The organism is Vibrio sp. MMG023 (genome assembly GCF_021654215.1).
Lineage (GTDB): Bacteria > Pseudomonadota > Gammaproteobacteria > Enterobacterales > Vibrionaceae > Vibrio > Vibrio jasicida.
This window is the reverse complement of sequence record NZ_JAKFZP010000020.1, coordinates 1-14,324: the sequence shown is the minus strand read 5'-3', so window position 1 is coordinate 14,324 and position 14,324 is coordinate 1. Positions and strand designations below refer to the sequence as shown.

General features: G+C 39.0%; 18 protein-coding genes and 1 pseudogene. 2 read left to right on the top strand and 17 right to left on the bottom strand.

Annotated elements, in window-relative coordinates; all coding sequences use genetic code 11:
- Positions 1-96: 96 nt before the first annotated feature.
- Positions 97-1,005 (bottom strand): hypothetical protein, encoded by a 909-nt coding sequence (locus L1076_RS26590; protein ID WP_237304841.1) that lies wholly within the window; start codon positions 1,003-1,005, stop codon positions 97-99.
- A gap of 237 nt (positions 1,006-1,242) precedes the next feature.
- Here L1076_RS26590 and L1076_RS26580 point away from each other — a divergent pair, with 237 nt between their 5' ends.
- A complete protein-coding gene (locus L1076_RS26580; RefSeq protein ID WP_005443875.1) occupies positions 1,243-1,485 on the top strand; it encodes a type II toxin-antitoxin system Phd/YefM family antitoxin in 243 nt (80 codons plus the stop codon).
- A 7-nt stretch (positions 1,486-1,492) separates the two neighbouring features.
- Entirely contained in the window at positions 1,493-1,792 is a 300-nt protein-coding gene (locus tag L1076_RS26575) for a type II toxin-antitoxin system RelE/ParE family toxin (RefSeq protein ID WP_237304840.1), read from the top strand.
- Positions 1,793-1,962: 170 nt separating this feature from the next.
- Here the strand turns inward: L1076_RS26575 and L1076_RS26565 are convergent, their stop codons facing one another.
- The 16 genes and pseudogenes from L1076_RS26565 to L1076_RS26430 form a co-directional block, all read right to left on the bottom strand.
- Positions 1,963-2,322 (bottom strand): hypothetical protein, encoded by a 360-nt coding sequence (locus tag L1076_RS26565; RefSeq protein WP_237304839.1) that lies wholly within the window; start codon positions 2,320-2,322, stop codon positions 1,963-1,965.
- A 134-nt stretch (positions 2,323-2,456) separates the two neighbouring features.
- Positions 2,457-2,933, bottom strand: coding sequence for a GNAT family N-acetyltransferase (locus L1076_RS26555; RefSeq protein WP_237304837.1), 477 nt, complete (start codon positions 2,931-2,933; stop codon positions 2,457-2,459).
- Between the two features lie 150 nt (positions 2,934-3,083).
- Positions 3,084-3,971, bottom strand: coding sequence for a hypothetical protein (locus tag L1076_RS26545; RefSeq protein ID WP_237304836.1), 888 nt, complete (start codon positions 3,969-3,971; stop codon positions 3,084-3,086).
- A 155-nt stretch (positions 3,972-4,126) separates the two neighbouring features.
- Positions 4,127-4,705, bottom strand: coding sequence for a hypothetical protein (locus tag L1076_RS26535; protein WP_038887878.1), 579 nt, complete (start codon positions 4,703-4,705; stop codon positions 4,127-4,129).
- Positions 4,706-4,810: 105 nt separating this feature from the next.
- Complete coding sequence (locus L1076_RS26530) at positions 4,811-5,578, bottom strand: DUF3800 domain-containing protein (RefSeq protein WP_237304834.1); 768 nt, start codon at positions 5,576-5,578, stop codon at positions 4,811-4,813.
- Positions 5,579-5,752: 174 nt separating this feature from the next.
- Positions 5,753-6,169, bottom strand: coding sequence for a hypothetical protein (locus tag L1076_RS26525; protein ID WP_237304832.1), 417 nt, complete (start codon positions 6,167-6,169; stop codon positions 5,753-5,755).
- A gap of 163 nt (positions 6,170-6,332) precedes the next feature.
- Complete coding sequence (locus L1076_RS26515; protein ID WP_237304830.1) at positions 6,333-7,016, bottom strand: hypothetical protein; 684 nt, start codon at positions 7,014-7,016, stop codon at positions 6,333-6,335.
- Between the two features lie 240 nt (positions 7,017-7,256).
- Positions 7,257-8,060: a DUF4917 family protein gene (locus L1076_RS26505; protein ID WP_237304828.1), complete on the bottom strand. Its 804-nt coding sequence runs from the start codon at positions 8,058-8,060 to the stop codon at positions 7,257-7,259.
- A 138-nt stretch (positions 8,061-8,198) separates the two neighbouring features.
- Positions 8,199-8,693: a DUF695 domain-containing protein gene (locus L1076_RS26495; RefSeq protein WP_050903659.1), complete on the bottom strand. Its 495-nt coding sequence runs from the start codon at positions 8,691-8,693 to the stop codon at positions 8,199-8,201.
- Positions 8,694-9,393: 700 nt separating this feature from the next.
- Positions 9,394-9,660 (bottom strand): hypothetical protein, encoded by a 267-nt coding sequence (locus L1076_RS26480; RefSeq protein ID WP_237304826.1) that lies wholly within the window; start codon positions 9,658-9,660, stop codon positions 9,394-9,396.
- A gap of 224 nt (positions 9,661-9,884) precedes the next feature.
- Positions 9,885-10,991 carry a DUF262 domain-containing protein gene (locus L1076_RS26470; RefSeq protein ID WP_237304822.1) on the bottom strand — a complete coding sequence of 369 codons (1,107 nt, stop codon included), beginning with the start codon at positions 10,989-10,991 and terminating at the stop codon, positions 9,885-9,887.
- Between the two features lie 83 nt (positions 10,992-11,074).
- Positions 11,075-11,216 (bottom strand): annotated as a pseudogene (locus L1076_RS27080) (DUF3265 domain-containing protein).
- Positions 11,182-11,637 (bottom strand): NUDIX domain-containing protein, encoded by a 456-nt coding sequence (locus L1076_RS26460; protein ID WP_237304820.1) that lies wholly within the window; start codon positions 11,635-11,637, stop codon positions 11,182-11,184. Before L1076_RS26460 ends, L1076_RS27080 begins: the two are co-directional and overlap by 35 nt.
- 185 nt (positions 11,638-11,822) lie before the next feature.
- A complete protein-coding gene (locus L1076_RS26455) occupies positions 11,823-12,419 on the bottom strand; it encodes a hypothetical protein (protein ID WP_140280249.1) in 597 nt (198 codons plus the stop codon).
- A gap of 232 nt (positions 12,420-12,651) precedes the next feature.
- A complete protein-coding gene (locus L1076_RS26440) occupies positions 12,652-12,975 on the bottom strand; it encodes a hypothetical protein (protein ID WP_237304818.1) in 324 nt (107 codons plus the stop codon).
- Between the two features lie 134 nt (positions 12,976-13,109).
- Positions 13,110-13,883 (bottom strand): NERD domain-containing protein, encoded by a 774-nt coding sequence (locus L1076_RS26430; RefSeq protein WP_237304816.1) that lies wholly within the window; start codon positions 13,881-13,883, stop codon positions 13,110-13,112.
- Between the last annotated feature and the right edge of the window lie 441 nt (positions 13,884-14,324).

The following is a 14,324-nucleotide window of genomic DNA, read 5'->3' as shown; positions in this document are numbered from 1 at the left end:
CATACGCCATACCGAAGCCTCCGTATACTACCTTAACCACTAAAACTAACGCATAGTAAAAATGCCACGCGTGCCGAATCACTCTTGAACAATTTGTTAGAAGCAACTCCCACTTACATACCAGCGATTCAATTTAGGCATTGCTCTATTCCTATGCTCCAACCTTAAGCGCACATCGTCCCAATCAAGCAACAACGCGTGCTTTTCTATAGGCTTTTCTTTTGGGTCATTGTTGGGGACGCTATATGCGTAGCAAGCTAAAGCATCACCACCATTTTCGTTTTCATACTTGGAGATTGCTTCACTAACGATATCGCGGGCTTGCTTAACACTCATTTTGATTTGTGCCCTGACCTTGCCATGAACATGACTTAAGGAGCCAACATACACCCTAATAGCTCTCATTAAATCTGTTTTGTCATCAAGCTCTTTGAATGTCTGTTTTTTAAATGTTTTATCTAAAGCCAACTCACTTTTAAGAGTATAAAGCCTCAATTTATTGACCAATTGTTTATGTTCGTCTTCACCCTCCCAACGACAATTTAGAGACATCGAATGCACCGCTAAACCATAATGTTGTACATAGTTTCTTAGTGCCTCCATGAAGCGATACTCAACATAGCTATCATACTCAAGACTGAAGAAACTCTTTGCTTTTTTTCCCTGTGAATCATCTTCACCCATACAAGTGCGAACATGCTTCTCGATATGGTCATAGTACAACTTGGTAGAGGTGAGTAAATTAACTACTCGTCTATTTAGGCTACTTCGAATGTCGTAAAAATCATCATAACCATCTTCCTCAACGATCATCTGTCGAGTCAGAATAGAGAGAATTTCTTGTTCAAACTCCAAATAGTTTTGAATTAATAAATCATATGTTTCTTCTATTGCTTTAGCAGAATAGAGAATACTTTTTGAAAGCTTTAACTGTGTAAAGTCGTCAAAATTTATAGGAACCGCTACTGTTGGACCCAAAATCATTTGCTTTAGAAAATATCTCATATACTCAAAACTTATAGTTGCTTCTAACGCCCTGTTAAGGTGTGAGCAACGCAATACCGAAGCTCCCGCATGCCACCTTAAACACAAAACGCAACGCATAGCAAAAATGCCAAGCGTTGCGAATCACTCTTAAACAGATTGTTAGTTTTCATTTCGCACAAATCGCACGATTTAATTAAATTGAACATTTCATGCGATGCATTATAATCTAACTGTACACTTAATTGGGAACTGACCATGCATACATTAACAGCCAATGATGCCAAACGAAATTTCGGCGAACTACTTCTAAGCGCACAACGCGAGCCAGTAAAAATCAGCAAAAACAGTAAAGATACTGTCGTTGTCATGTCCATTCGTGACTTTGAAGAGCTAGAAGCTATGAAAGTTGAGTACCTCAAACACTGCTTTAAGTCAGCTAAAGAAGACTTGAACAATGGAAACACTGTTGATGGCGAAAGCTTTATAAATTCGCTGTAACTAACTTATGCAAAAGAACAAATACAAGCTAAGTAACTTAGCACAATCCCACTTGCGCAAAGTCAAAAACTACACTGTTGAAAACTTTTCTGAATTACAGTGGCGCAGCTATAAAGACACTTTGCTATCAGGGTTTCAGGTGCTAGCTGATAATCCAGGTTTAGGAAGAAGTTGTCACGAGCTATACCCAAATGGCTTTTATTTCCCGATTGGAAAACACACAGCTTATTTCACCAAAGAAGATGACTTTATCTTGGTCGTTGCTGTCTTAGGTCAATCACAACTACCCCAGAATCATCTGAAATAACACGACTTTCACTCTAGAAATAATAACTGGGGTGAGAGTTTATCCATGCAAACTAACGCCCTGTTAAGGGGTGAGCAACGCAATACAAAAGCCGCCGCATACCGCCTTAATCACTAAATTCAACGCATAGTAAAAATGCCACGCGTTGCGAATCCCTCTTGAACAGTTTGTTATGTACGTAGTTTAAAATGAACACCTGAGCTTTCAAATTCTATGCTCCCAAAGCCACCTACCACCTTGAAATATGATTGGTTCTTTTCAAAGTAGTCGATGTTTCCGTAGTCTTTTGAACCGTCAAGGTCTATGGTCGGCTGTATCTCATTTTGATTCAAGAGCCCATTAATACTCAAAACACCCTCAAAAAGAAGAGAACCCAAACGATAGCAAGTATGCTCACCTATTTTTGGAGCTTCATAATATTTAGACTCAGGCCAGATGCTAAACTCTAGTTCAATTTCAAGAATTTGATCATTGTAGTGCCAACCCAAAACAAATGAATCCTGAAGGTCTACACCTACGAGAAAATCCATATTTTTCTCCAAGTACATAACGCCCTGTTAAGGGGTGAGCAACGCAATACCAAAGCCGCCGCAGACCACCTTAAACACTAAAACCAACGCATTGTGAAAATGCCACGCGTTGCGAATCCCTCTTGAACAGTTTGTTAGGTGCGTAGCCAAAGTTGGTAAAAGTCTGTTTCATCGTGCTTGGGATTCTTGCGCGCGAACTCCCAACCATGGCGCTTATAGAATGTGAGAGCTCGATGGTTAGTTTGGCTCACTGAAAGTACTGCACGCAAACAACCCGCTGTACTCAACGTGCTTACAATATAATCCTGCAATTTTGCAGCGAGCCCTGAACCACGAAAATTTGGCTTTAAGTAAATGAGATGCACATAGCCAGTCTCCGGCTCGGGTGAAAAGCTACGAAACTCTAGCTGCCCTGCAAACTGACCATCCACAAATACATGGATATAGAACCATCCTGATGTTGCTAACCGGTCTAATACTCGTTCACGATAACCACTGATGAAGTCGTCGAAACCATCGTAATGCCCAAAACTACAAAAGTATGCATCTTTTCTCGCAGCAACGCACAATTCGAAATCATCAATATTTATCTGCTGAAAAGCAATTTCCATGCTTACCTTTTCCTTCAAGCACCTAACGCCCTGTTAAGGTGTGAGCAACGCAATACAGATGCTGCCGCACGCCACCTTAAACACTAAAATCAACGCATAGTAAAAATGCCACGCGTTGCGAATCACTCTTAAACAGTTTGTTATGTATATTTATTGCAATGACATACTATAAAAATGTGGATGACTGGCAATACCAAACTCGTCGGCTACTCGTTTAATGAGTATTTCATTTTTGATATGCAATAAAAAGTCCGTATTCTTTGCGTTATCTAAACGTCGGTTAGGAAGTTCTAATGTAAAGGATGTATCAAAACTAGCTAACGATAAAGAATCACGCAATGCCTTCAAAACTAAACTCTGAGCACATTTTAAAGTTTCTATTTTTCCATTTTCACGAAGAGTTTTCTCAAGTTCGGAATATGCATTATCCGATATCAACCCACTAAACTTATCTAAATTTGATAATTTGTTGCAGAAATCATATTTTATACCCCAATTGGCATAAGACTCCCGACTACCACTACTGTTCATTTGCGCAGATAACATGAATAGGCTTAAGATAAGCTCTTTTACTGCTGACTTGTAAGACTCTGTAACAACATAGCTACCATCCATTGCTAATGGGAAAATCGCATTGTGTAGGCTTCTTATCTTAATTATATCGTCACTATATAATTTTATTTTTTTACAATATTCCTCAAACTCCTCGAGGTGCTTATAATAGTTAGTAAATTTATTCTGCTCTGTACTTAGAGATATTTGAGCCTTTGTTTGCTCAGAACGATGGTTTGCCGCAAAGATAGCTCCAATTGGGATACTAAGCGCTAAAAAAGCCAAAGGCAATTTAAAGGCAACTAACAATCCATTCAGCTGTTCAACACTTTCTACGACAATCCCATCTTTCAACAAATGCTTATGTATTAAAAAGCAACCGATCACAAAGGACAATAGAATGAAAGCTCCAGTACCCCTAACAATACCCAGTTCAAAAAAGCCTTTTTCGGGAGAAAAAAACTTTATAGTCGACTTTTTACTCATTGAAACTCACTCATAAATTGAGAATATACATAACGCCCAATTAAGGTGTGAGGCACGCAATACTGATGTTGCCGCAGACCACCTTAAACACCAAAGCCGACGCATAGTAAAAATGCCACGCGTGCCGAATCACTCTTAAATTGTTTGTTATGTTTTTAACTGAATAGGATTTCCAGATGCTCTTTAAAGATTTTAGCTGGTACCACAAACTGATACCCCGTTTCAGTGGTAACGACAAAGTCCCCATATTTTTCGACTACTCGAGATGAAGCACCAAAATTTTTCTTAACAATATTAAAAGAAAACGCCTCTCCAGGCTCTAAAGTAACATTTGAAATGCGAGCCTCGGTAAAACCATCCCACATAAACTGTAACACTTGCTTCGACTCTGGTAACTGAGCTTGAAAATTTTTAATAAAGGTTTTAATCACTGAGTGATTTTCGAGCCTAATATTAATACCATTCATCGGTCCATGTATTGGATGTTCAGCATATGACATGGATAATGTAACCTTGATATGTGGTTTGGTAAGTTTATCATTCACAAAATTCAATCCGAGAAGCGTTGCAAATAAAGCTATCGATGTAACGATTGGCTCCATTTCTAAAGGAGCACCTGTTTGCCAGTTACTATCAACCGCCCAAATAATGGCGACAACAAGTGCTACCAAGTTCGCGCATACTGCGAATAAGAACCTGATATTTTCTCTTATAAAATCCAAAACTTTAGTCATAGCTTCCTTAAAAACATAACGCCTTGCTAAGCTGTGAGTGAACGTGTGCCATGTCTGAGCGAAGCGAGTTCGGCACGCGTTTACGAATCAGACTTAAGCAATTTGTTATATTTCGTGCTCCTCAACAGGCGCAATACCAAAATTCGTTACTATTTCTTTTGTAGCAGGCACAGCTCTATTTTCACTGGGAAAGTGCCAGATATTAAAGTCTTTATTTGGAAATGTATCATAATGCAACTTGTCCCAGCCTAACATAGCTGCCATTTTCACAAATGCCGCTTCTTTAGCGCGTGAAAGAGTTAAGTTTGGGTTTAGAAACTTCATGTAACCTGAGTTCACAGCGCCAGTTAAAATATCTACAACTTGTAAGCCACAATGAACCTTAGAGTCATGCATCGCTACACTTTGTATAGACTTGTTAGAACCTATTTGTGAAAGCATATTGTTAGCAACGATACCTATAACCTCATCGTGTTTTTTGTACTTATCGCACTTTTGGTCAATCAATACGGTTAACTCAGACCCAACATGTTTGGCGGTATTTTTAAGTAGGTAGGTATAAGTTTGGTAAAACGCTCTTTCTCTGTCGGCTCGCCAGTTATTGTAGATAGATTTCTCAACAACTATTGAATGAAAGCAACATGAACTGCGTAAAACCATAGACAGCAAATCTACGCAAATGTTGGCTTGCCCTGCACTATTTTTGATTTTTGACCACTTAAGTTCACCAACAATGCCTCTCTTGCGTTTAAGATCTAAAACATAGTCATTGAATTCATTAATCTTGTCTTTAGGGACGCACAGCAGACCGATGGAATAACAGCGATCACTACCAGTGGTACCACTTTCATCTCCAAATACTAAAAAGTCCATTGATACTCCTTAGAAATATAACGCCGCATTAAGGTGTGAGCAACGCTACCATCTAACCTAAACCATTGCGCCGTATACACGAAACCCAACAATGGAATGAAAAATGCCATGCGTTGGGAATCACGCTTAAATGCTTTGTTATATTTAATAGTTGAAACTGAAATTTAATTTAATTTAATTTAATTTCCACTCTACCATATTTGTGCTACTGACTTGAGAAGGACAGTCGACATAGTCTATTGCTTTTGACGGACAGTTGTCACATATGATTTTATCCATAACTGTCTCTTTAAAATTTAAATTCCCACACTCTTCAGTTGTAAATTCCCATGAGCTTTTAATACTTGTTCCCTTCGGTTTAATTGGCGCCTCCCAATGCTTAAGTAAGTCAGCCTCAACAATGGCAATTTCTTCACCATCATTAATTAGTAACTGGTATTTTTTTCCCGACAGATGCTTAATAGTTCCGCCTTTAGGGGGATTCTCATTAACAACTTCTTCTGCCACAGATGGCTCTTTGTCAGCTTCATTATCCGAAGAATCACAACCTATTAAGGTTAAACCAATTAGTCCCAAATATAAAAATTTCATTTCGTAGTATCCTGTTTATTTTTTAGGAGTAATATAACGCCCTGTTAAGGTGTGAGCAACGCAATACCGAAGCTCCCGCTTACCACCTTAAACACTAAACGCAACGCATAGTAAAAATGCCACGCGTTGCGAATCACTCTTAAACAGTTTGTTAAGTGAATTCTCACAACAAGCTCAATCCACTTCTTACAAATGCGATCCTCTCTAAGCTAGAGCATAAATTTGGTGGCGCGTCATTCCCACGTAGAGCACTTACAGTTGTGTTAATTGACATTGTACTTCTCGACTTTCCGACACCTAGTTTCAAATCTATTGCATTAAGTTGCTCTCTCATCAACTCTAAAATTTGTGGGTCATACTTCTCTACTAGTACTTTTAACACCGGAGAAATAACTGTTAATATTGCTTCTCCATACTCAATTGCTTCAATTCTACTTGGAATCTTTCCCTTATGGATGACCTCATTTCTGAATTTTATACATTTATTTGATAGTTGAGGTGGAATCTTTTTTTCAACCAACTGATACACGAAAAGATAAGCGCCAAATTGCCTTTCGGACTGGTTTGAGACCAGCTTCCATAACTGCGATGTTTGTTCTAAATTAATACCAGCTGAACGGTAAAGGATATTGATAACATATTCGTAAAACCTCTCCAAAGAAGAGGTGAAAGAGCTAACTGCCTCTCTGTAGTAACCGTCATGAATGGCGTTTAAGCCAAGCTCAAAGAGTATTTCAAATTTTGGGTTCTTCAATTTAACCGTAGATTCATGTTGCTGAGAACATGTAAAGCTGTAACACCCGCTATCTTGAAGCTCAGCAGAATAAACGTTTGACCCAGCACTCACGGTAGTCCCATGACAATCCATACAGGTAAGATATATTCTCATTTTTCCTCTATTCACTTAACGCCCTGTTAAGGTGTGAGCAACGCAATACCGATGCTTCCGCATACCACCTTAAACACTAAAACCAACGCATAGTAAAAATGCCACGCGTTGCGAATCACTCTTAAACAGTTTGTTAAGCAACAATATTCCAGCACCCTAGACTATCACTTTGGAAAAATTCGACTGTAACATGGTGCCCTAATTTTTGATGGATTTGATTAAAAACCCTGTCAAAACTTCTCGATGAACTGTATTTAAATAATTACTAGATCGAATGGAGTTTACTTTCTGGCTTGACGTCCCTTCACTAACAAATAAAGGTACTACAGACTCTGATTGCCACTGCTGTAGGATTGACTCCAGCAAATTCTGCTCGTTACTGATAACTTTAGATTCAGACTCAACATTATCACGAGCAAGAACTAAGCTCCCATGAGGATAGAACACTAAGGTAGTAGATCTTTCATTATATATAGGTTTTCGTAAATAGCGCCAGTTGTCGTAAAACCTACCAGTTGGAAAGCAATCTTTGACAGCATGGTTATCATTCACACCCCTGCCATACATTATCGTCCAATAAAGTATTAAATCGTAATTTAGGGAAATGACGGTATCAAAGTCTCTTATAAAGTTGTAAATTACTGGTAAATGCCTTGATATTTCTGTGTATTCAGGATGAATACTTCTGACAGATTTAATCAAGCACTCACGAACTCGAATATAAGCTTGATGAGTTCTTTCATCGTGGATACCTAAAGAACGATTTACATTTGATGCCTGCCAGACCAAACGTAAAATAAGTTCAAAATCATTAGTTTTAAAGAATTTGAAAAGCTTCTGAATATCTTCATTTAAAAGATTGTGCTGATAAGCATGATCAACAAGCGAACTATAGCCAAATCTAGAGTCGACCGACATGCTTGCACCATTTCCTAAGAGTAATGAGCCCCCAAAGTATACTGATGAGATCTCACTCCACTTTAAAATTTTATACTGCAACACTTACTAATTCTCCTTGTTGCTTAACGCCCTGTTAAGGTGTGAGCAACGCAATACCGATGCTCCCGCATGCCACCTTAATCACTAGACGCAACGCATAGCAAAAATGCCACGCGTTGCGAATCACTCTTAAACAGTTTGTTATGTTCGTAACTGCTTGAAGTACCAATCAGCTTGCTCCCACTCTAGATCTTGTTCCATGTGCCAATCAAATTGTCGCGGATAACGATAATGGTCAACTATGTACTGAAGATGTTGATGCGCAACTTCAGGGTCATATACTCGCCATACTACGCGACGAGTGTTATTCCATGTTTCTCTCACAAGAAAGAGCGCGTTACCACCCGCTTTAATCTCTTCGTCCAATTGATCACAAAATGGGTCAACGATAGCTTGCTCATCTTCCGAAGGCATTCCATGCTCGGCTAAGTCATCAAAATCAATTATTACAGAAAGATGCCAGCCAAAAATTTCGCGATGCTCAAAACCAATGAGTCCAGAGTTCAACATGCCAACGCATGGTAAATCATCTTTTTTCCACTCAAGTAAAGTATAAGATTCTTCAGGAAGAACTATCCGGACTTCGTTTTCTTTCGGTGCTTTATCTTTATTACTGCCAAATATTTTCCCGAACATGAAACTCCTCCTAGAACATAACGCCTTGTTAAGGTGTGAGGCACGCAATACCAATACCTCCGCATACCACCTTAACCGCTAAACCTGACGCATGGTAAAAATGCCACGCGTGCCGAATCACTCTTGAACAATTTGTTAGCTTGATATTAACCGGCTCTTTGATACCTTCCATACAGCCATAAACCTAGCAACACTAGACTAGGTAAATACCAAGACATCGAAGGGGCATCGTACTTATTGACCAAAAGATGTACAAAATTAATAAACAAAGTTAATTCACATGCTACGTAACTAACAAATAATGTTTTTAGCCATTCTAAAAGCTTTTCAGTATTTGATTTAAACCATACCTGTTCGTCCAATATAAAAGTCAAAGACACAAAAAACGCAACAAACACGCAAACTATTCGAAGCGGATCTACTTCAAAAAGGTCTATTGATACATTCAATAGAAAGTTACTTAGCAGAAGTAGTTGAAGAAATGACATCCCGTCCTCTTTGCAAAAGGGCTTATGTTAAGTTCACCAGTTGTGGTTTTCTTGGTTGGAAATTTCGATAGCAAGCTAACGCCCTGTTAAGGGGTGAGCGACGCAATACCGAAGCCACCGCACACCACCTTAATCACTAAAACCAACGCATAGTGAAAATGCCACGCGTTGCGAATCCCTCTTGAACAGTTTGTTAGGCGCGTAGCCACATTTTATAACTGAATCTCAACGTTGTTCCGTACATATGTAGGGATAGATAGCTGCTCATCTATATCTTTGAACTTTGGCTGTTGAGGCATCAATTCTATTATCGCGTTCAGTTCTTCAAAACTGATACCGACCACTCGGCAAGCCGTCATCAAACCATTTATAAAGCACTTTTTATCCCGCTTTTGCTGTTGCTCAATTGCAGGAATAGACGAGTACAATTCGCACTCTTTCGTTAATAAGGCTAGAAGTTCTTCTTTTAAGGTTTCCATATACAAACTCAGTTACTAGATAGTTTGGACACATTATCAATGATTTAAGACACAACTTCCAAGAGCTTGATCTTACGTTTTAAACCAAGCGCCTAACGCCCTGTTAAGGTGTGAGCAACGCAATACAAAAGCCTCCGCACACCACCTTAAACACTAAACGCAACGCATAGTAAAAATTCCACGCGTTGCGAATCACTCTTGAACAGATTGTTATGTCACTTATACTACAGAAACCCATTAATCGCTTGAAAGTTATCTATTATTTTGCTTATAAGGTCTGCACATTCTTTAGATTTTTTAGCTAAATCATACATTGCAGTTCCTTTTTTATGAGCTTGTTCCATAAGTCTCGAAACGCGATTAATAAAGCTAGAGTTTTCTAGTTGCCGAGGGCTCGATACAGACTCACTGCTAGAAATAATTTCTCTAAGCTGATTTACCAATTCCGGTTCGGAACTAGCCTCTTCAATGAGCTCACTAATCAGAAAGTTATTTCGTTCAACTATATTTTTCAAGTTGATATTTACATCAACATTCACTTTGGCATCAATGTTATTTTCATTTTTCAAGTTAACATGCAAATTAGATATTATCGAGCCACCACTATACATGAATTTTTCTTGATTTCCTTGCATCTGATGTATTTTTCTTAGCATGCTTTTATTGAAGTCATCTAATATCTGCTCAGTTTCAATATGAGAGCTATTCTCGGTTTCTACTATTAATCTTATACTCTTCCCTTCTTGTTGAACCTTTACCGAAATATTTTTTTCCGGATATTTTTGAAGCAAATGAGAGTTAAAACTCGCAATGAGTGTTAACGCTTCTAAGTAAGTATCACTATCAAAAGAAAGACTTCTATCGATAACCACAACTTTTCTTGTAAGAAATTCAAAATCAGCATGAAGTCGTTTTTCGAACTTCTTTGCATCTTCATCATTGCTAAATGAATGAACAAAAAAGTGCAGGCTCATTCTCTTAATGTGACGTAGAAGTTCTGATTTTAACTGAGAATAATGCTCCTCTTTACCAATAACCTCTTCATAAGGTGTGTGTGGTATGACTTTGAAATCATCACTAAGAAAACCTATGAGAGCTTTGAACCTTTTTACACCATCTACTACCTTCCAAATACCTTCATCACTTTTAACAACAATAAATGATGACACAGGAAAACCTAGTAGCATACTTTCAATGTAGGCTTTTTTTTGTTCCAAATTCCAGTCTTCGCCGTACCTAGCGTGCTCTGGTATAGCAATTTCAGCGTCATTTAGAAGATTAATAACTTCTCCTAAAGACATTTGAAAGTTTTCAGTTCGAATATTCAACATTATTCTCTATATAGTTCTTGAGATAAACATATTTATATTATTTTTCTACCAATAGCACAACGACCATGTGACATAACGCCCTGTTAAGGGGTGAGCAACGCAATACCAATGCTACCGCATACCACCTTAAACACTAAAACCAACGCATAGTGAAAATGCCACGCGTTGCGAATCCCTCTTGAACAGTTTGTTATGCCAATTTTTCTCGCTGTGCATAAGCATCATTGATCATTAAAAATGTATGGTGCATCCGCAATTTCGATTGAGCATACAAATCCCGCACTTCAGCTAACGAGAAGAACTTTGCACGACCTATTTCATGGCTGAATTTAGGCAATATTACTTGGTCTTTAACTTCTGTGACCCAGACATGACGTAATACTAATTCACCATCATCAAAACGTCCTACATAGGTATTTAAGTAGTTCTCTAAAGCAACTTCTAAACCCGTTTCTTCTGCAATTTCCCTGACCGCTGCCTCTTGAGGAAACTCTGTAGATTCAACACTACCTGACGGTATATGCCATAGACCTTTCTTTGAGCCGGTTAGCTCTTGAACCAATAACACTTCATTGTGTTGATTAAAAATCACAGCTCCAGCAGCTTTTGCCGTAACTTCTATGTGATGCTGAATCCCATATTGCATCTAATTCTATCCTCATCCATGAGAAGTAAAGTAAAAGTGGCATAACGCCGCGTTAAGTGGTGAGCAACGCTACCACCTTACCTAAACCATTGTGCCGTAAACACTAAAGCCGAATCAAACCGAAAGTGCCAAGCGTTGGGAATCCGTCTTAAACGCTTTGTTATACGCGTTTCCCTAGTTGTTGCCTAACTACTTTTTACACCGTCCAAATCAATAACCTTCCCACGTTTATTTACGAAAGAAAGCTGATAGCCGTTGTTAGTTCGGCGCATCATACAAGGACTGTTTACATCAATTTCAAGGTTATTAAATTCCTGCCTTGTGATGCCAGAAATAGCTATGACTATGCCTGCTTCACCAAAAAAGCCTGATACTTTTACACGAGATGTAATATGAAATTTCTCGATCAGTTTGATGATAAATGGATTGAACTTATTGGCTTCAAACTTCCCTACTCGGTTACTGTTAGGGAAGTTTTTCGATGGAATTATTTTTACCTTTAGAGTGCTATTGTCTGTGCAAGGGTGCTTCTCCCAAGGTTTACCCAATGAATCAAAAAACACTCTCCCACCATTGGGGGATTGATAAAAAAACACTGATGCTCCACAGACTGGGCAGTAAGCACTAGGATTTACATAGCTCACAAACACTTTGCTTTGCTCGCTAATACTCCCAACACTTCTGTCTACGGTCTTATTTCGGCGATTATCTACACCACTCATGCCTCTGAATTTACAACACCAACCGCAAGTACAATCAGGGTAATGATTATGTCCACTCATTTATCTTTACCTATCCTTATAACTTAGCTGCATTATCAACTTTTAAACTTAGCGCATGAGCTAAGAAGAACAGAACCATGTCAGCTGGACTGAAACACCGCATAGCGTATAACGCCCTGTTAAGGGGTGAGCGACGCAATACCGATGTCGCCGCATACCACCTTAACCACCTAAACCAACGCATCGTAAAAATGCCACGCGTTGCGAATCCCTCTTGAACAGTTTGTTATGCTCATTCTTCAAGAATGCACCGAAACTTGTTATCCCTATCTTTAGCGGTAATCGTTTCTCCATATGTATAGCATTCAAATGTCAGCTCGTTGCTTTCAATTATTACGATAAATCCAACATCAACATTGCCTAATTGTCCTACAAATACAGGTTCTGAAACAATATGTCTATTTATGGGTATTGAACGGGACTTTAGCGTCAAAAAGTACCCAGCACTGGTAAAATAAATCTGCTGATTAAGATCTACACTATTAACAATAGTTTCCCAGTCAATCGAAAGAGTATCGAGCGCGCTTTTAATAATTACTTTTTCAAACAATTTCATCACTTTCTCTTTGAGCATAACGCCCTGTTAAGGTGTGAGCAACGCAATACCAAAGCCGCCGCATACTACCTTAATCACTTAAACCAACGCATAGTGAAAATGCCACGCGTTGCGAATCACTCTTAAACAGTTTGTTAGTTGAATTGTTTCACCGCTCTACACTTGGGAAAGGTTGAACAACCCCAAAACTGCTTACCTATGTTTTCACCACGCTTGGTTTCACGCAACACCATTTCAGAGCCGCAACGGGGGCACTGATTTGAGCTAGCTTTGGATGTGACAACTTCTTTGACATGTTTACGATGCTTTAAATCCGTAATGACTCCGCGCTTTAACTTTATCCGGTTTATAGATTCTGTTAACCGAGCATAATCCTTGTCAGAGAACACTACATCGTTAAATTGCTGAATGTATCGAATACTTCCTCGAGCATAGGTAACGTTTGGAGGCATTTCGGTTTTAAAGGTACTGTCGCCGATGAAAACAATAACTGAATGCAAGTGCTCTTCACTGCAACCTAGCAAGGTTTCCAGAGCTTTTATGTGCTTGTAATTCTGATGCAGTGGGTTTTGAAATTTAGAGGAATAACGGTAAATCTTCTGTGTCCACTGTTTCTGGCGAGCCGAGCCAAATATCCAACCTTTCATATTCTTAGTTTCAACGACAAAGATGCCATATTTAGAAACCACAATATGGTCAACTTGAGTTGTACCATCGCTAGTCGGCAACGTTACGTCTTTTATTAGCGTGTAATCAGACTCTGGTAATTTGGACAAAAGACGGTTCACGAGAAACTCACCGAATACACCTTTTAGCCACCTACTTTTGAAAACGCTAACAATGAGCAATAAAGGCACTAGATACCAGACTTGCGCAAGCACATTAAGAAATGCTTCAAAAATATTCACGGATTTTCCCTATTCAACTAACGCCTTGCTAAGGTGTGAGTAACGCAATACAAAAGCTACCGCACAGCGCCTTAATCACATAAGCCACCGCAAAGTAAAAATGCCACGCGTTACGAATCACTCTTAAGCAATTTGTTAGTACATGCGCTACTTCTATTTATGGACTCCAAGATATTGAAAAGTAGCATGATATGAAAGGCTTTGAACACTGAAGTGAGACGGGCAGCTACAAAACTTTACCGTCATTGAGAGACGAAAGTTGGCTAGAAGAAAAGCGCACTGAACTCCCCCCACTTTTACTGGCTTCAAATTAGAAAAGGATTCGATCCTCGCACTTCGACGGCAACGCCAAAGAAAGGCAATTCTGACTTAGTAAAAACCACGAAAAAGAAGAAGCGCCAAACAAATAGGCTAAGAGTTAGAAACCGTAAACGGTGAAAC

What these genes read in the sequence shown, in the direction of transcription:
- L1076_RS26590 (WP_237304841.1), bottom strand. Translation starts at nt 1,005, where the DNA reads ATGAGATATTTTCTAAAGCAAATGATTTTGGGTCCAACAGTAGCGGTT.
- L1076_RS26580 (WP_005443875.1), top strand. Translation starts at nt 1,243, where the DNA reads ATGCATACATTAACAGCCAATGATGCCAAACGAAATTTCGGCGAACTA.
- L1076_RS26575 (WP_237304840.1), top strand. Translation starts at nt 1,493, where the DNA reads ATGCAAAAGAACAAATACAAGCTAAGTAACTTAGCACAATCCCACTTG.
- L1076_RS26565 (WP_237304839.1), bottom strand. Translation starts at nt 2,322, where the DNA reads ATGGATTTTCTCGTAGGTGTAGACCTTCAGGATTCATTTGTTTTGGGT.
- L1076_RS26555 (WP_237304837.1), bottom strand. Translation starts at nt 2,933, where the DNA reads ATGGAAATTGCTTTTCAGCAGATAAATATTGATGATTTCGAATTGTGC.
- L1076_RS26545 (WP_237304836.1), bottom strand. Translation starts at nt 3,971, where the DNA reads ATGAGTAAAAAGTCGACTATAAAGTTTTTTTCTCCCGAAAAAGGCTTT.
- L1076_RS26535 (WP_038887878.1), bottom strand. Translation starts at nt 4,705, where the DNA reads ATGACTAAAGTTTTGGATTTTATAAGAGAAAATATCAGGTTCTTATTC.
- L1076_RS26530 (WP_237304834.1), bottom strand. Translation starts at nt 5,578, where the DNA reads ATGGACTTTTTAGTATTTGGAGATGAAAGTGGTACCACTGGTAGTGAT.
- L1076_RS26525 (WP_237304832.1), bottom strand. Translation starts at nt 6,169, where the DNA reads ATGAAATTTTTATATTTGGGACTAATTGGTTTAACCTTAATAGGTTGT.
- L1076_RS26495 (WP_050903659.1), bottom strand. Translation starts at nt 8,693, where the DNA reads ATGTTCGGGAAAATATTTGGCAGTAATAAAGATAAAGCACCGAAAGAA.
- L1076_RS26480 (WP_237304826.1), bottom strand. Translation starts at nt 9,660, where the DNA reads ATGGAAACCTTAAAAGAAGAACTTCTAGCCTTATTAACGAAAGAGTGC.
- L1076_RS26470 (WP_237304822.1), bottom strand. Translation starts at nt 10,991, where the DNA reads ATGTTGAATATTCGAACTGAAAACTTTCAAATGTCTTTAGGAGAAGTT.
- L1076_RS26460 (WP_237304820.1), bottom strand. Translation starts at nt 11,637, where the DNA reads ATGCAATATGGGATTCAGCATCACATAGAAGTTACGGCAAAAGCTGCT.
- L1076_RS26455 (WP_140280249.1), bottom strand. Translation starts at nt 12,419, where the DNA reads ATGAGTGGACATAATCATTACCCTGATTGTACTTGCGGTTGGTGTTGT.
- L1076_RS26440 (WP_237304818.1), bottom strand. Translation starts at nt 12,975, where the DNA reads ATGAAATTGTTTGAAAAAGTAATTATTAAAAGCGCGCTCGATACTCTT.